The sequence below is a fragment of the Anaeromyxobacter oryzae genome, from assembly GCF_023169945.1.
In the GTDB taxonomy this organism is placed as follows: Bacteria; Myxococcota; Myxococcia; order Myxococcales; family Anaeromyxobacteraceae; genus Anaeromyxobacter; species Anaeromyxobacter oryzae.
Map to the genome: position 1 here is coordinate 1,298,789 of NZ_AP025591.1, position 14,272 is coordinate 1,313,060.

Here is a 14,272-nt window from a genome sequence, read left to right on the forward strand (position 1 = left end):
GCCGGTGCGCCTCCCCGAGTACGATCGCCTCGACGCCCTCGCCCTCGCCGAGCGGATCCGCCGCGGCGAGCTCACCGCGGCCGACGCCCTCGAGGCGGCGATCGAGCGCGCGGACGCCCGGAATCCGCGGCTGAACGCGATCGTCGCCCGCTACGACGACGAGGCGCGGACGCGGGCGAAGGGGCCGCTTCCGCCGGGCCCGCTCTCCGGCGTCCCGTTCCTCATCAAGGATCTCTACACGGAGTGGAGCGGTCACCCGCTCACGGGATCGACCCGGCTCTCCGCGCGCCGGGTCGCGGCGCGGGACTCCGACGTGGTGACGCGCCTGCTCCGCGCCGGGGTCGTCCTCTTCGGGCAGACCAACACCCCCGAGCTCGGGGTCATGGCGATCACGGAGTCGGCGTTCCGCGGGCCCGCCCGCAACCCGTGGAACCCCGCGTTCACCCCGGGCGGCTCCTCCGGCGGGTCCGCCGCGGCGGTGGCGGCGCGGGTCGTCCCCGCCGCGCACGGGAACGACGGCGGCGGGTCGCTGCGCATCCCCGCGTCCGCGTGCGGCCTGTTCGCCATGAAGCCCACGCGAGGCCGGATCTCGATGGGCCCGGGCGCGGGCGAGGCGATGTCCGGCCTCGCGACGGAGGGGGTCCTCACCCGGTCCGTGCGGGACTCGGCGGCGCTCCTCGACCTGCTCGCGGGCGGCGCGCCGGGGGATCCCTACGCCGCGCCGGCCCGGGCGCGGCCGTTCGTCGACGAGGTCGGCGCCGCGCCGGGACGGCTCCGCGTCGCCTACATGCGGCGCTCCCTGTTCGCGCGCGAGACGCACCCGGAGGCGACCGCCGCGGTGGAGGGCGCGGCACGGCTCCTCGCGGAGCTCGGGCACGACGTGATCGAGGTCGCGCCCATCATCCCCCGCGACGCGCTCGTGCACGCGTACCTCGTCGTGCTCGCGGCGCAGGTCGCGGTGGACGTGGCGAACGCCGCCCGCATCGCCGGGCGCAAGCGGCGCCCGGACGACCTCGAGCCGGAGACCGCCGCGCTCGACGCGGCGGGCCGGGTGCTCTCCGCGGCCGACCTCGTGCAGGCGGAGGAGGAGATGCACCGCGCCGGCCGCACGATGGCCGCGTTCCTCGCGGCTCACGACGTGCTCGTCACCGCGACCACCGCCCAGCCCGCGCTCCGCATCGGCCAGCTCGCAGCCCGCGCGCACGAGCGGCTCGCGATGCGGGCGGTGGCGCGCGTGCCGTCGCGCACCGTCCTCGAGAAGCTCTTCGCCGCCGTCGGCTCGCGCTCGTTCGAGGCGACGGGGAACACGATGCTCTTCAACCAGACCGGCCAGCCCGCGATGAGCGTGCCGCTCCACGTCACCGCGGCGGGGCTGCCGCTCGGCGTGCAGGTCGCCGGCCGGTTCGGCGACGAGGCGACCCTGTTCCGGCTCGCGGCCCAGCTCGAGGCAGCGCGTCCGTGGGCGGAGCGGCTGCCGCCGGGGCTCTGAGCGACCGCGCGCTCCGGCGCCGCGCCCTCCGCGGGAGCTTCCCCGCGCGGCCCGGGCGCGCTACGGGAGGCGCACACACCGGAGGCGACGATGATCGACCACTTCACGCTCAAGGTCCGGGACGGCGCGAAGGCGAGGGCGTTCTACGCCGCGGCGCTCGCGCCGCTCGGCTACGAGGTGCTGATGGAGTTCGAGGGCTCCTACGGCCTCGGCGCGGAGAAGAAGCCGGATCTTTGGATCGTGCAGGATCCGGAGAACACGCGGCCGATGCACTTCGCGTTCGTGGCGCGCAACCGGGCGGCGGTGGACGCGTTCCACCGCGCGGCGCTCGCGGCCGGCGGCAAGGACAACGGCGCCCCGGGGCTCCGCCCGCAGTACCACCCCACGTACTACGGCGCGTTCGTGCTCGACGACGACGGCCACAACGTCGAGGCGGTCTGCCACCGGCCGGAGTGACCGGCGCGAAGATCCCCCTTCTCCGTCCCCGCGGGACCCAACGGTGGCGTGCCACGCCGGCCGGCGCCGGCGTGTCTCAACCAGCGACGGGTCACTGCGGAGGCGGCGAGATGCGCGGGCTCATCACCGGAAAGGACGTCCTCCGCCACGGGTTCACGATCCTCCGCTGGTACGGGCCGGCCTGCTACCTCCGGTGCCTGCGGGCCCTCGCCTCCCGGACGCCGTGCACGTTCCTCTCGGTCGCGTGCGCCGGCCCCGCGCTCCGGGCTCGGCGCGGGTGACGCCCGCGCGCCCGGTCCGGCGCGGACCTCCGCTCACGACGAACGGGACGCCTCCGGGCTCGCTCCGCCGCGGGGACGGAGGCGCGGGTCCGCGGCGAGCGCCTCGAGCCCGTCCCGGACCCCGGGGCCGGCGAGCGCCCGCGGCGGTGCGCGGGCGAGGAGCACCGCCGCGAGCTCCGCCGAGCCGTCGAGCCACGCGCTCACCGCGACCGCGCCGCGATCGCCGTGGAGCACCACGCCCGCGTAGCGCCGCCCCTCCTCGACGTGCACCGCGCGGATCGCGTCCCACCGCAGGAGCCCCGCGGCCGACCCGGCGCGCAGCACCTCGATCCCCTCCGGCAGGAGCCGGAACGCGCGCGGGCGGGCCACGAGGTCGAGCGCGGCGAGCCCGACCAGGACCGCCACCGCGAACGCCTTAGCGGCCGGGCCGAGCGCGCCGTCGTCCCGGAGCGCGACGAGCGCGGCGAGCGGCCCCGCGAACGCGACGCCCGAGAAGCGCCGCACCGCGGACCGGCGCAGCACCGGGACCAAGTCCTCGCGCCGCGCGCGGGCGCGGGGCGGCCAACGGGCCACGATCATCACCGCGGCCGCCCAGGCGGCGAGCCCGCCGAGGCGGAGCGCGGCGCCCGGATCCGGCCGGCCGTCCGGGTGGAGGAGCCCGGACAGCGGGAGGGCGACCGCGGCGGCGAGGGCGATCGCGAACACCGCGGCGACGCGCCGGTTCTCGGACCACGGCGGGAATCGCCGGCGTCGGGCGCGCGCGGGGACGGCCATCGCACCCAGCATAAGGAGCGGCGCGGATGGCCGCCGGCCCCGACGCCGATCACCTCCCTCCCCCATCGCTAGTGCACGTCCTCGGCGCCGACGACGTCCTCGGCCGGACAGCGGAGATGGAGCTGCCCGCGCCCGTGCGTGAGCAGCGTGACCGCGACCGGGTGCCCGGCCGGCACCGGCGTCCGCACGTCGTACCCGGGGACGAGCACGTCCCAGCGGCAGGCGTTCGGGCTCTCGCGCTTCAGGACCAGCTCGAGCTTCTCGGTCCCGTCGACCTGGATGTCCCTGGGCTGCGGGCCGTGATCGGTGATGGTGACGTCGACCCTGCGAGGCGTCGCCTGCTCGAGGAGGTCGTCGGGGTAGGTGGTGTCGTCATGAGGGATCCCCGGCCCGGCGTACGCCGACGCCGAGGCGAGGAGGAAGCCCGAAGCCGCGATCCACAGCGTTGCACGCATCTGTCGTCTCCTGTTTCCGCGTGGCGCCGGGATCGGCACCGCGCGTTCGCCCTCCAACGACGCTCGCGCCGCTCGAACCGTTCCATCGTCGAGCCGGCCGAGGCGATGGATCATTCACGGGACCACCGCGCGCTCCGCGACCTCGGGCTATCGGGCGCCGCGCGTCGCCTGCTCGCCGAGGCTGCCCGCGGGCGGCAGGTGGCGGATGAACAGCACGATCCGCCACATCTGCTCGTCGTCCAGGATGCCACGGGCGGCAGGCATGCCCGAAGGGAAGAGGCCGTTCTCGATGATCCAGTGGAGCTGACCGTCGGTGTACAGCTGGACCTCCGGGGCCGTCAGTCGCGGCACCGGTGGCGACATGGCCTCGGCGAACGGGACGCCGGTGTTCTGGCCGTCGAGGCCGTGGCAGGCCATGCAGTACGCTGAGAACGCCTTCCGACCGCGGCTCACGTTCTGTTCCGTGGCGGGGAACGGGTTCCGGTCCGACTTCCCCCCCACCGTCACGTGCCGCTTCACCTGCGCGGCGACGGCTCGCTCGAAGCGGCTCGGAGGGGTCGCCTTGCATGCGGCGAGGGCGAGCGCGAGACCCAGCGTGAGGCGTGTCGAGATCATCATGGCCGTCTCCATTCGGTCGCCGACGCGAGAGCTGGCGCCCGGCTCACCGGACCCGACGATGGCGCGAGCCGACTGGTTCCATGGCGCCGGATCGGAGTGCCGGAGGAGACGGTCCGCTCGCGACCACGGAACGATCCCGCGCATCGAGGCGTCCGGCAGGGTGAACCCGACGTGAAGCGGAGCCCGCGCCATGAGAGGCCTCATCACCGGTAGAGACGTCGTCCTCCACGCGTTCACCATCGTCCGGCTCTGGGGACTTCCGACGTATCTGCGGTGCCTGCGCGCTGCGCTGAGCCGGAGGCCCAGCACCTTCCTCGCCGTCGTCCATGCGTGCCGGGTTTGAGGCGCAGCCGCAGCCCCGGCCGGGGCCTTGCGGCCCCGACGAGCCGAGTGCGTGCCCGAGCGCTCACCGGCGGGCCGAGGTCGTTCCGCTCTCGCGCGACGGAACGGTCCGGGTGGCTCGTGCGTCTACCCGGCGGGACCGCGTGCGCGCCGCGCCTGCGCCGCTAGCAAGAGGAGCGAACGGTGATCGCGATGTCACGCAGGCCATCGCCCGACAGGGGTACCTCGCCGCGCTTCGAGGACGCGCTCGCGCACGCGGACGCGCTCTACAACCTGGCGCGCCACCTCACGCGCAACGCGGACGATGCGGAGGACCTGGTCCAGGAGACCTACGCGCGCGCGGTGCGGGGGTGGGACGGGCGCGATGGGGAGGCGAGCCTCGCCGCCTGGCTCTTCCGGATCCTGCGCAACGCCTGGCTCGATCGCTGGAGGCGCGATCGGCGGAGCCCGCTCGACGCCGAGGGCGACCCGGCCGACGCGCCCGACGCGGCGCCCGGGGACGATGCCTGGCTCCGCAACGACCTCGAGCTGGAGCGCATGCGCGGCCTGGTCGCCGAGGAGATCGAGGCGGCGCTGGCGACGCTGTCGGAGGACGCGCGCACGGTGGTGCTGCTGGACGTCGAGGGCTTCACCGAGACCGAGGTGGCGCACGTGCTCGGGTGCGCCGTCGGGACCGTGAAGTCGCGCCTGGCCCGCGCCCGAGCCGCGCTGCGCGCGCGGCTCGGCGATTACGCTCACGCCCTGGGGAGTCGGTCATGACCTGTGAAGACGTGCGCCCCCGCCTGCTCGACCAGCGCCGCGGCCGGCTCGACGCGGCGGCCGACGCGGAGGTGCGGTCCCACCTGCGCGACTGCGACGCCTGCACGCGCGCCCTCGCCGGGGAGGCGACGCTCGACGAGCTGCTCGCGCGGAGGCTGCCGCGCTACGCCGCCCCGCCCGCGCTCAAGAAGCGGCTCACGCTCCTCGGCTCTCGCGCGCGGCCGCCGGCGCGCCGCGCGGCGTGGCTCCGGGTCGCGGCGCCGGCGCTCGCGGCGGGCGTGGTGCTGTTCGCGGGCGGGATGCTCGCGGGCCGCGCCACGCGGAGCGATGCGCTCGCCGCGCTCGCAGGCGAGGCGATCGGCGATCACCTGCGCGTGCTCGTCCGCGACCGCCCGTTCGACGTCGAGAGCGGCGGTCCGCACCAGGTGAAGCCGTGGTTCGCCGGTCGGCTCGACTTCGCCCCCGCGGTCCCCGTCCCCGAGGGGTCCGGTCTCGAGCTGCAGGGCGGAGCGGTCGGCTGGTTCCTCGACCGCCGGGCCGCCGTGGTGCAGTACACGCTCCGCAAGCACCGCCTGACGCTGCTCGTCTTCCGCGACGACGGGCTCGCCTGGCCCGCCGGGACGCGGGAGCGCGACCTGCGCGAGACGACGCAGCGCGGCTTCCACGTCGTGCTGTGGCGCGCCGGCGGGCTCGGGCACGCGCTCGTGTCCGACCTCGACGCGTCGGAGCTGCGCGCGGTGGCCGTGAAGCTCGCGGCCGGCTCGTGAAGCCCGGAGCGCACGCGGCCGGGGCGGCCGGCGGGCCCCGTCATGACGCCGATCAGCGGGCCGGAGCCGGGCCTCGGGTACCGTTCCAGCCCGGCGCGCCGCGCAGGCCCGCCCGAGGGGGAACGATGGCGAACCAGCCGGCCATGCAGCTCGGCCCGAACTTCAAGTACTGCACCGCGTGCGCGCACGTGCTCGACGCCCACGCCGCGTTCTGCGGGCGCTGCGGCGTGCCGCAGGGCCCGCCGGCGCTCTCCGGTCCGCCCCCGCTCGCGCCGCCCCGGAGCGGCGGCTCCAGCGCGGCGACCATCGTGGCCGTCGTCATCGCGTGCCTGTTCGGCGGCGTCGTGATCCTCGGGATCCTGGCCGCCATCGCGATCCCGAACTTCCTCCGGTACCAGCTCCGCGCGAAGCAGGCCGGGGTCCAGTCCGAGCTCGTCTCGATCGCGCTCGCGGAGCAGGGGCTCCACGCGCGGGGGCGCCCGTACTCCGCGTTCCCGGACCCCGTCCCCGCGGACGCGCCCGGCGCGCGGAAGGTCGCGCTGTCCGACGCCGATCGCGCCGCGGCGGCGGCGATCGGGTGGAGCGCGCCGCGGTCGACGTACGGTCGGTACGACGTCGCGGTGATCACCGACGCCGCCGGAAACCAGTCCTTCTCGGTCTGCGCCGAAAGCGACCTCGACGGCGACGGCAACGCCGCCGCGATCGTCTGGTTCCACCCGGGCACGACCGTCGGCGGCGCCGTGCTCGCGCCCCCGCTCGCGCCGTGCGAGGGTGCGGTGGTGAAGCCGGGGCGCTCGCTGGACATGACCGAGGACGATCCGGCCGACCAGCCGATCCGGATCTCGCCCCACGACGTGTTCTGAACCCTCCGGGCCGCGTCACGGCGGCGGCGGGAGCCCCCGCGCCGACCGGACGTGCAGCTCGTCGACCTCGAGCCGGCCCATGCGCGCCTCGCCGACGGCGAGGGCGAGGGACCGGATCGCGAGCGCCGCGACGGCGACCGCGCCGAGCGCGAGGACGCCGAGGCTCGCCGCGCCGATGGCGAGCGCGCCCGGCGCGCCGGCACCGAGCGCGGTCCGCGCGCGCCGGCCCCTCCGCCCGGCGCGCACGAGCCGTCCCCTCCTCACCGCTCGCTACCCGGGTCGCCGGGGCCGCCGTCGGACTCGGCTTCTCGCGCCTGCGGCGACTCGACCGGCGGATCGCCGGGCTTCGAGGCGCTGCCCGGCCCCTCGGGGAACGGATCGGCCTGCTTCCCGGGCGTGCCCGGCGCGGGCCGCTTCTCCCACCGGACCTCGCCCTCCCTGCGATCGTCGTGCTGCGCCATGCGCGTCTCCCTCCCGAGGGAACGATCGCATCCTGCGCCTCGCGCGCCGAGCGCGCCCGCACGCCCGCCGGCTCGACGGGGAGGACGGACGGCGCACGGGGGGCGAGGCGGCGAGCGGGGCGCGCCCGAGCGCTACGCCACCGGCAAGCCGGCGAGGGCGCGCGCGACGGCGAGCACGCCGGCCGCGACGCGCGCCGGGACGTAACCGCCCTCGAGCACCGCGGCGACGCGCGTGCACCCGGCCGCCGCGGCGCGGGAGAGGAGCACGGTCGTCAGCGCGTGCAGATCGGCGGGCTCGAGGGCGAGGCCGCCCTGCGGGTCGCCGGCGAGGAGATCGAACCCCGCGGACACGAGCACGACGTCCGGCCGCGCCTCGCGGAGCGTCGCGTCGAGCGCCTCGGCGAAGCGCCGGCGATACTCGACGGCGGCCGTCCCGGGCGGCACGGGCACGTTCCGCGTCGCGCCGAGGCCGGAGCCGGCGCCGCGCTCGTCCTCGGCCCCGGTGTGCGGGTAGTGCGGGAACAGGTGCAGCGAGAGGAGGTGGACGGTCGGGTCTTCCCAGAAGATCGCCTGGGTGCCGTCGCCGTGGTGGACGTCCCAGTCCACCACGAGGATCCGGCGCGCGAGCCCGTGCGCCTGCAGCGAGCGCGCGGCGATCGCCACGTTGTTGAGGAGGCAGTAGCCGCCGGCGCGATCCGCGGCGGCGTGGTGGCCGGGGGGCCGCGCCAGCGCGAAGGCGGCGCGGGCCTCGCCTCGTGCCACCCGCTCGGCGGCGAGGATCGCGCAGCCGGCCGCCGCCACCGCCGCGCGAAAGGAGGCGCCGGAGACGGGCGTCTCCGGCTCGACGAAGGTGTGGACGCCGGACTCGGCCGCCGCGTCCGACAGCGCTCGCAGCCGGTCCACGAGGGCGGGCGTGTGCACGCGGAGGAGGTCCTCGAGCGAGGCGGGGGGGGCCTCCTCGCGCCGGATGCCCTCCCCGCGCAGGTCCGGATCTCGCGCGAGCGCGTCCTCGATCGCGGCGAGGCGGGCCACGCTCTCGGGGTGATCGTGGCCGGTGTCGTGACCGAGGCAGTCGGGGTGCGTGACGAGCAGGAGCCGGGGCGACATGGTGCGCGCGGAACATAGCAGGAGGCGGTCCGCGTGGCGCGAGGGCGTGGGAGCGTGCCCTCGCTCGCCGCTGGACCGGGCCCCGGACGCGCGGGCGGGCGCGCGCCCCCCTTCCGGAACGCGCCCGGCGCCGCCGCCGCGACCAGGCGAGCCCGGCCGGCGCCGAGGCTCTTCGCGCCTGGCTCGACCGGTTCCGGGACCGGCGCTGGTCCTCCGGCCGCGCCCCGGGCCGCGCCGGCGTGGCCACCTTTCCGCGGGCGCGACGCCGCGACGGCGCCGCCCGCCCGCATGGAGGACGGACCATGGACGGCACCTCGTTCCTGCTCTCGGCCGGCGCCGGCTGGCTCGCCGGGATGCGCAGCATGACCGCGCCTGCGGCGGCGGCGTTCCGGCTCCGCCGCCGCGTCGCGCCGCCCGTCGGCGCCGCGCGGCTCCTCGCGCCGCCCGCGGCCCGGTGGGTCCTGCCGGTGCTCGCGCTCGGCGAGATGGCGGCGGACAAGCGCCCCGGGATCGGGGACCGGACCGCGGCGCCCTCGCTCGCGGCCCGCGCCACGTCCGGCGCGCTCACGGCGGCCGCGATCGCCGGCGGGCGGCGGCTGCGGCGCGCCCGCACGCGAGAGATGCTCGGCGCCGCCGCCCTCGGCGCCTGCTTCGCGGTGCTCTCGAGCTACGCGAACCTCTGGCTCCGGCGCGCTGCGAGCCGCCGGACCGGCGCGTCGGAGCAGACGCTCGGGTACGCCGAGGACGTCCTCGCGGCGGGCCTCGGGACCGCGGTCGCGACGCTCTGAGCGGCTCCCGCGAGGGGCCCGCCCGGGTGTAGCATCCGCCGGCCATGCCGGCCGCCGAGCGCTCCAGCCCGATGCCCCTCCCCGCCTCGGACGTGCCGGGCGCGGAGCCCGCGCCGGGCGCCGGCGCGCTCCGCCACCCGATGGCGTCGCTGCGCGTCGGCGCCCTCCTCACCGGCATCGTCGGCATCGGCGCGCTGTCGATCGACACGTACCTACCGTCGCTCCCGCAGATCGTCCGCGAGTTCCGGACCGCCGACGCGACCGCGCAGCTCACCGTCACGCTGTTCCTCCTGAGCTTCGCGGCGACGCAGCTCGTCTTCGGACCGCTCTCGGATCGCTTCGGGAGGCGGCGCACGCTGCTCGGCGGGCTCCTGCTCTACGTGGTCGGCGCGATCGGCTGCGCGCTCGCGCCGACCATCCAGGTGCTGGTCGTCGCGCGCGTCGTCCAGGGGCTCGGGGCCGGCAGCGGCCCGGTGGTCGGCCGCGCCATCGTGCGCGACGTGTACCCGCGGGAGCACGGCGCCCGGGTGCTCGCGCTCATGGCGACAGCCCAGGCGCTGACGCCGATCCTCGCGCCGATCCTCGGCGGCTACGTCCAGGTGTGGTCCGGGTGGCGCGCGGTGTTCGTCATCCTCGTCGTGCTCGGGACGGCGTTCCTCGCCGCCGCGTGGGCGCTCGTCGCGGAGACCGTCCCCGGTGTCGAGCCGGGCGTGCTGCACCCGCGGACCCTCCTCCGGAACGCCGGGACGCTGATGCACGACCGGACCTTCGTCGGGTACGTCCTCGCGGTGATGCTCGTCTTCAGCGGCCAGTTCGCGTTCATCTCCGGCTCTGCGTTCGTGTTCATCGGGCTCCTGAAGGTCTCGCCGGACGCGTACGGGTACTGCTTCGGCCTGGTCGCCTTCGGGCTCATGACCGGCAGCTTCGTCACGGCGCGCGTGACGGGCCGGCTCGGCGTCCGGCGCGTCGTCCGCGCGGGCGCGCTGCTCGCGGCCGTGTCCGGCGTCGCGCTCGCCGCGCCCGTCCTCCTCGGCGTGACGCGGCTCCCGTCGCTGCTCCTGCCCATGTACCTCTACGCCGTGGCGGGCGGGCTCGTGATGCCGAGCGCCATGGCCGGCGCCATCGGGCCGTTCGCGGGGATCGCCGGGCTCGCCTCGGCGGTGCTCGGCTTCTTCCAGATGGCGGGCTCGGCGGCGTACGCCATCGCCGTGTCGCGCTTCCTCGACGGGACGGCGCGGCCGATGACCGTCGCGATCGCCCTCTCCGGCCTCGCCTGCCTCGCCGCCTGCGCCGCCCTGGTGCGGCCCGGCCCACGCGACGAGGCCTGAGCCCCGCCGGAGATTCTCTCAGGGCTCCGCACCGGCCTCCGGCCGCTGCGCGGCGAGCTCGGCGCGCATCTCCGCCCAGGCGCGGCGCGCCTCGTCCACCGAGCCCTCGTCCTCGATCGTCGTGATGTCGCCCGGGTCGCGGTCGAGGATCACCGCCTTGAAGACCCGGCGCATGATCTTCCCGCTCCGCGTCTTCGGGAGCGTCCGGACGAAGTTCACCTCGCCGATGACCGCGACCGGTCCGAGCTCGCGGCGCACCGCCTCGACGAGCTCGCGCCGGAGCGCCGCGGACGGCTCGTGGCCCTGGCGCAGCGCCACGAACGCCGACACCACCTCGCCGCGCACCGGGTCCGGCCGCCCGGTCACGCCGGCCTCGGCGACCGCCGGATGGGTGAGGAACGCGGTCTCGACCTCGATCGTCCCGAGCTTGTGACCGGCGATCTTGATGATCTCGTCGGCACGGCCCGCGAAGAACACGTACCCGTCCTCGTCCACGTGCGCCGAGTCGCCGGTGTAGTAGACCCCCGGGATCCGCTGCCAGTAGTCGGACGCGTAGCGCTCCGGCTCGCCCCACAGCGTCGGCGTGAGGCCCGGGAACGGGCGCGTCAGGACCATGATCCCCTTCTCGCCCGGCGGCACCGGCCGGCCGTCCTGCGCGCTCACCACCGTCGCCTCGATGCCCGGGAGCGGCAGCCCGGCCGAGCCCGGCTTGATGGGCAGCATCGCGAGGCCGTAGGGATTCCCGAACACCGGGCCGCCGGTCTCGGTCTGCCACATGTGATCGATGACCGGCACGCGATCCCGGAGGACCTCGCGCTGCAGCCACTCCCACGCGGGCGGGTTCAGCACCTCCCCGGCGCAGAACACGCGCTCGAGCGAGCGGTGATCGAAGCCGCGCGCCGGCGCGGCGCCGTACTTCATGAGGAGCCGCACGGCGGTCGGCGACGTGAAGAGCCCGGTGACGCGCAGCTCCTCGACGATCTTCCAGAGCGTCTCCGGCCCGGGGTGGTCGAGGGCGCCCTCGTACGCCACGGTGGTGCAGCCGGTGAGGAGCGGCGCGTAGACGATGTAGCTGTGCCCGACGATCCAGCCGATGTCGGACGTGGACCACCAGACGTCCGAGGGCCGGAGGCCGAAGCACCACCGGCCCATGGCGTGGACGTGGACGCCGTACCCGCCGTGCACGTGGATGGCGAGCTTCGGCCGCGCGGTGGTGCCGGACGTCGCGAGGATGAACGCCGGCTCGTTCGCCTCCATCGGCTCGCACGCGCCGGAGTGGCCGCCGCCGAGCGCGAGGAACTCCGGCCAGGCGACGTCGCGCGCGCCGGTCCAGGGCGGCGGGGTCGCCCCGCGCCGGAGGACGACCACGTGCTCGACGGCGCCGCGGTCGATCGCGAGCGCGTCGTCCACGATCTCCTTGAGCCGCGTCTCCTTCCCCTTGCGCCACGTGACGTCGGCGGTGAACACGACGCGCGAGCCGCTCGCGACGACGCGGCTCGAGAGCGCGCCCGCGCCGAACCCCGCGAAGACGACCAGGTGGATCGCGCCGATCCGGGCCGCCGCGAGCATGAGGACGATCGCCTCCGGGCAGGTCGGCATGTACAGGGTGATGCGGTCCCCCTTCTCCACCCCCAGCCCCCGCAGGGCCGCGGACGTGCGCTCGACCTCGTGGAGGAGCTGCGCGTAGGTGAGGGCGCGCCGCTCCCCCCTCTCGTTCGCGTAGACGAGCGCGGTGTGGCCGCTGCGGCCCGCCGCGACGTGCCGGTCGAGCGCCCCGTAGGCGAGGTTCGTCTCGCCGCCGACGAACCAGCGAAAGCTCGGGAACTCGTGCTGGAAAACCCGTTTCCACGGACGGAACCAGTGCAGCTCCTCCGCCGCGCGCGCCCAGAAGGCGTCCGGGTCCTCCTCCGCTTCCGCGAGCCACCGGCGGACGATCGGGTTGACGAGATCCATGGTGCATCCTCCTCGCCGAAACGATGGGCGCGGCGCGCAGGGGACGCCGCCGTACGCCTCGCCAGGGACCGCTCGCCCACGCGCACGGACGGACCGCATCTCGCTCCGGGACTTTCGCGCGCAGCGCGCCGTCGCCATCTCGTCGGGCAATCCTCCGGTGGCGGGCCGCACGACGGGAGCGCAGCTCGGCGGACGTCGTGGTCGCTCGGCGTGCGGCGGCCGGGGGGCGAAGAGGTGCGAGATGGCGACGGACGTGAAGGCGACCCAGAAGACCGACGTGAAGGCCATCAAGCAGGAGGTGAAGGAGCTGTTCGGGCTCGTGCCGACCTGGGTGAACGAGATGCCCGACTCGGCGCTCGGCGGGTTCTGGTCGCTCATGCGCGACTTCCAGCTCGCGGAGACGCGCATCCCGAACAAGTACAAGGAGCTCATCGGGCTCGCGGTCTCCGGCGCGACGCGGTGCCGGTACTGCACGTTGTTCCACACCGAGGCGGCGCGGCTCTTCGGCGCCACCGACGACGAGATCGCCGAGGCGAGCATGATGGCCGCGCACACGATGGGCGCGAGCACGTTCCTGAACGCACAGCAGGTCGACTACGAGCAGTTCCGCAACGAGACGCTGCAGGCGATCGCCTACGCGCGCCAGCAGCAGCAAGGGCAGGCCGGGACGACCCCGCGCCCGAACGTCGACACGACGGCCCATGCCTGACCTCGACCCGCTCGCCCGGCTCGAGGCGGACGGCCTCGTCCACACCGGTCCGGGCGGCCCCCGGACCACGCGCCGCTGGCAGGGGGCGATGGCGCGCGCGGCGGTCCGGCTCTACCAGGCCGGCGCGCCGTGGCGGGACCTGCGGCTCCCGGTGGCCGCCGCCCTCCTCGAGGTCTACGGCGACGCGAGCGACGACGAGCTCGCGGGCCTGGTCGAGGCGATCCTCCCGCTCGAGGAGGTCGCCCCCGGGCGCCCGGCGCTCGCGGATCCGCCGACCGCGGATCCCGCGGAAACCGACCCGGCGCCGCGGTGAGCGAGGACGAACGCGCCGCCCCGGGCTCCGGCCCGGGCGGCGCGTCACGCCCACTCGCCGGTGAAGAGCGGGGCGACCGGGTGGTCGCGGCGGTCGAGCCCGAGCGCGCGGAACGCGTCCGGGGCGCCGCGCTCCGCGGGATCGAGGTGGATCCCGAGCTCGCCCTCGGGATCCTCGGTCGCGCCGACGAGGAGCAGCTCCGCCCCATCGCGATCGAGGTGCGCCGGCTCGACCTCGCCCCAGCGGCGGTTCCGGAACTTCTCCTGGAGCGCCCGCGGGTAGAACGCGGTCTGCTCCTCCCCGAGCCCCGCGTCGGGCCGCGGCGAGGGCCACTCCGGGTTCTTCACCGCCACCACGTAGCTCGCCTGCGTCGCGATGCCGAGCCCGCGCTGTACGTCGCCGGGCGGGTCCGGCCGGGCGAGCGCGTACGCGAGGTGGGTGTGGTCGCCGTGCCGGGCGAGGACGTACTCGCCGTCGCCCGCCGGCCGCGCCGAGGGCTGGTCGCGCTCGCCCCGCGTCTTCGTCCGGTAGCGGTATCCGCGCAGCTCCATCTCGATGTCGCCGGGGTCGCCGGCCACCTTCGCCACCCAGGCCCAGTTCCGCTCCCGCCCCCGGCGGGCGAGCTCCGGCATCCGCTTGGCGCCGACGAAGACGAGGCGCCAGATGCGGCGACCGTCCGGCGCGAGCACGACCATGAAGCGCTGGACGTCGGCGTCGCCGCGCGGCGCGTTCCGCTCCACCCGCGGCCGGTAGAAGAAGTGGAGCTCGCCGCGCTCGAGGACCTCGGCCATCTGCAGGAAGATGGATCC

General features: G+C 76.0%; 18 protein-coding genes. 10 read left to right on the top strand and 8 right to left on the bottom strand.

What is annotated here, in order from left to right; all coding sequences use genetic code 11:
- The first annotated feature begins 4 nt into the window (after positions 1-4).
- From AMOR_RS05565 to AMOR_RS05575, 3 genes are all read left to right on the top strand, one after another.
- Positions 5-1,489, top strand: a complete 1,485-nt coding sequence (locus AMOR_RS05565; RefSeq protein ID WP_248359373.1) for an amidase — start codon at positions 5-7, stop codon at positions 1,487-1,489.
- Between the two features lie 90 nt (positions 1,490-1,579).
- A complete protein-coding gene (locus tag AMOR_RS05570) occupies positions 1,580-1,945 on the top strand; it encodes a VOC family protein (RefSeq protein WP_248359376.1) in 366 nt (121 codons plus the stop codon).
- 110 nt (positions 1,946-2,055) lie between these two features.
- Positions 2,056-2,226 (top strand): hypothetical protein, encoded by a 171-nt coding sequence (locus AMOR_RS05575; RefSeq protein WP_248359379.1) that lies wholly within the window; start codon positions 2,056-2,058, stop codon positions 2,224-2,226.
- 33 nt (positions 2,227-2,259) lie between these two features.
- Here the strand turns inward: AMOR_RS05575 and AMOR_RS05580 are convergent, their stop codons facing one another.
- The 3 genes from AMOR_RS05580 to AMOR_RS05590 all read right to left on the bottom strand — a co-directional run bounded on the left by AMOR_RS05580 (position 2,260) and on the right by AMOR_RS05590 (position 4,073).
- On the bottom strand, positions 2,260-3,000 hold the full coding sequence (locus AMOR_RS05580) for a PH domain-containing protein (RefSeq protein ID WP_248359382.1): 741 nt from the start codon (positions 2,998-3,000) through the stop codon (positions 2,260-2,262).
- 68 nt (positions 3,001-3,068) lie between these two features.
- Positions 3,069-3,455: a hypothetical protein gene (locus AMOR_RS05585; protein ID WP_248359384.1), complete on the bottom strand. Its 387-nt coding sequence runs from the start codon at positions 3,453-3,455 to the stop codon at positions 3,069-3,071.
- A 147-nt stretch (positions 3,456-3,602) separates the two neighbouring features.
- Positions 3,603-4,073, bottom strand: a complete 471-nt coding sequence (locus tag AMOR_RS05590) for a c-type cytochrome (protein ID WP_248359386.1) — start codon at positions 4,071-4,073, stop codon at positions 3,603-3,605.
- A 534-nt stretch (positions 4,074-4,607) separates the two neighbouring features.
- On the opposite strand from AMOR_RS05590, the gene AMOR_RS05595 reads away from it, so the two are divergent.
- From AMOR_RS05595 to AMOR_RS05605, 3 genes are all read left to right on the top strand, one after another.
- The gene (locus AMOR_RS05595) at positions 4,608-5,174 is read left to right on the top strand and encodes a sigma-70 family RNA polymerase sigma factor (protein WP_248359388.1); all 567 of its coding nucleotides are present in this window, start codon (positions 4,608-4,610) and stop codon (positions 5,172-5,174) included.
- Entirely contained in the window at positions 5,171-5,941 is a 771-nt protein-coding gene (locus tag AMOR_RS05600) for an anti-sigma factor family protein (protein WP_248359390.1), read from the top strand. Before AMOR_RS05595 ends, AMOR_RS05600 begins: the two co-directional genes overlap by 4 nt.
- Before the next feature lie 125 nt (positions 5,942-6,066).
- On the top strand, positions 6,067-6,804 hold the full coding sequence (locus AMOR_RS05605) for a type IV pilin protein (RefSeq protein WP_248359393.1): 738 nt from the start codon (positions 6,067-6,069) through the stop codon (positions 6,802-6,804).
- Between the two features lie 15 nt (positions 6,805-6,819).
- On the opposite strand, the gene AMOR_RS05610 is transcribed toward AMOR_RS05605, so the two are convergent.
- The 3 genes from AMOR_RS05610 to AMOR_RS05620 form a co-directional block, all read right to left on the bottom strand.
- Positions 6,820-7,050 (bottom strand): hypothetical protein, encoded by a 231-nt coding sequence (locus tag AMOR_RS05610; RefSeq protein WP_248359396.1) that lies wholly within the window; start codon positions 7,048-7,050, stop codon positions 6,820-6,822.
- 14 nt (positions 7,051-7,064) lie between these two features.
- Positions 7,065-7,265 (bottom strand): hypothetical protein, encoded by a 201-nt coding sequence (locus AMOR_RS05615; RefSeq protein WP_248359398.1) that lies wholly within the window; start codon positions 7,263-7,265, stop codon positions 7,065-7,067.
- 132 nt (positions 7,266-7,397) lie between these two features.
- The gene (locus AMOR_RS05620) at positions 7,398-8,372 is read right to left on the bottom strand and encodes a histone deacetylase family protein (RefSeq protein ID WP_248359400.1); all 975 of its coding nucleotides are present in this window, start codon (positions 8,370-8,372) and stop codon (positions 7,398-7,400) included.
- 302 nt (positions 8,373-8,674) lie between these two features.
- Between AMOR_RS05620 and AMOR_RS05625 the strand changes: the two genes are divergently transcribed.
- Positions 8,675-9,160: a DUF4126 family protein gene (locus AMOR_RS05625; protein WP_248359403.1), complete on the top strand. Its 486-nt coding sequence runs from the start codon at positions 8,675-8,677 to the stop codon at positions 9,158-9,160.
- Positions 9,161-9,204: 44 nt separating this feature from the next.
- On the top strand, positions 9,205-10,488 hold the full coding sequence (locus AMOR_RS05630) for a multidrug effflux MFS transporter (RefSeq protein WP_248359407.1): 1,284 nt from the start codon (positions 9,205-9,207) through the stop codon (positions 10,486-10,488).
- A gap of 18 nt (positions 10,489-10,506) precedes the next feature.
- On the opposite strand, the gene AMOR_RS05635 is transcribed toward AMOR_RS05630, so the two are convergent.
- Entirely contained in the window at positions 10,507-12,441 is a 1,935-nt protein-coding gene (locus AMOR_RS05635) for an acetate--CoA ligase (protein ID WP_248359410.1), read from the bottom strand.
- Between the two features lie 241 nt (positions 12,442-12,682).
- Here AMOR_RS05635 and AMOR_RS05640 point away from each other — a divergent pair, with 241 nt between their 5' ends.
- Both AMOR_RS05640 and AMOR_RS05645 read left to right on the top strand, forming a co-directional pair.
- Entirely contained in the window at positions 12,683-13,150 is a 468-nt protein-coding gene (locus AMOR_RS05640) for a carboxymuconolactone decarboxylase family protein (RefSeq protein WP_248359413.1), read from the top strand.
- Positions 13,143-13,463: a hypothetical protein gene (locus tag AMOR_RS05645; protein WP_248359415.1), complete on the top strand. Its 321-nt coding sequence runs from the start codon at positions 13,143-13,145 to the stop codon at positions 13,461-13,463. The genes AMOR_RS05640 and AMOR_RS05645 overlap by 8 nt, the downstream gene beginning before the upstream one ends.
- Before the next feature lie 44 nt (positions 13,464-13,507).
- Here the strand turns inward: AMOR_RS05645 and AMOR_RS05650 are convergent, their stop codons facing one another.
- Positions 13,508-14,254, bottom strand: coding sequence for a hypothetical protein (locus AMOR_RS05650; protein ID WP_248359418.1), 747 nt, complete (start codon positions 14,252-14,254; stop codon positions 13,508-13,510).
- Between the last annotated feature and the right edge of the window lie 18 nt (positions 14,255-14,272).

Excerpts from the sequence above, each read along its gene's own strand:
- AMOR_RS05570 (WP_248359376.1), top strand. The coding sequence starts at position 1,580 with ATGATCGACCACTTCACGCTCAAGGTCCGGGACGGCGCGAAGGCGAGG.
- AMOR_RS05575 (WP_248359379.1), top strand. The coding sequence starts at position 2,056 with ATGCGCGGGCTCATCACCGGAAAGGACGTCCTCCGCCACGGGTTCACG.
- AMOR_RS05580 (WP_248359382.1), bottom strand. The coding sequence starts at position 3,000 with ATGGCCGTCCCCGCGCGCGCCCGACGCCGGCGATTCCCGCCGTGGTCC.
- AMOR_RS05585 (WP_248359384.1), bottom strand. The coding sequence starts at position 3,455 with ATGCGTGCAACGCTGTGGATCGCGGCTTCGGGCTTCCTCCTCGCCTCG.
- AMOR_RS05590 (WP_248359386.1), bottom strand. The coding sequence starts at position 4,073 with ATGATGATCTCGACACGCCTCACGCTGGGTCTCGCGCTCGCCCTCGCC.
- AMOR_RS05595 (WP_248359388.1), top strand. The coding sequence starts at position 4,608 with ATGTCACGCAGGCCATCGCCCGACAGGGGTACCTCGCCGCGCTTCGAG.
- AMOR_RS05600 (WP_248359390.1), top strand. The coding sequence starts at position 5,171 with ATGACCTGTGAAGACGTGCGCCCCCGCCTGCTCGACCAGCGCCGCGGC.
- AMOR_RS05605 (WP_248359393.1), top strand. The coding sequence starts at position 6,067 with ATGGCGAACCAGCCGGCCATGCAGCTCGGCCCGAACTTCAAGTACTGC.
- AMOR_RS05615 (WP_248359398.1), bottom strand. The coding sequence starts at position 7,265 with ATGGCGCAGCACGACGATCGCAGGGAGGGCGAGGTCCGGTGGGAGAAG.
- AMOR_RS05620 (WP_248359400.1), bottom strand. The coding sequence starts at position 8,372 with ATGTCGCCCCGGCTCCTGCTCGTCACGCACCCCGACTGCCTCGGTCAC.
- AMOR_RS05625 (WP_248359403.1), top strand. The coding sequence starts at position 8,675 with ATGGACGGCACCTCGTTCCTGCTCTCGGCCGGCGCCGGCTGGCTCGCC.
- AMOR_RS05630 (WP_248359407.1), top strand. The coding sequence starts at position 9,205 with ATGCCGGCCGCCGAGCGCTCCAGCCCGATGCCCCTCCCCGCCTCGGAC.
- AMOR_RS05635 (WP_248359410.1), bottom strand. The coding sequence starts at position 12,441 with ATGGATCTCGTCAACCCGATCGTCCGCCGGTGGCTCGCGGAAGCGGAG.
- AMOR_RS05640 (WP_248359413.1), top strand. The coding sequence starts at position 12,683 with ATGGCGACGGACGTGAAGGCGACCCAGAAGACCGACGTGAAGGCCATC.
- AMOR_RS05645 (WP_248359415.1), top strand. The coding sequence starts at position 13,143 with ATGCCTGACCTCGACCCGCTCGCCCGGCTCGAGGCGGACGGCCTCGTC.
- AMOR_RS05650 (WP_248359418.1), bottom strand. The coding sequence starts at position 14,254 with ATGGCCGAGGTCCTCGAGCGCGGCGAGCTCCACTTCTTCTACCGGCCG.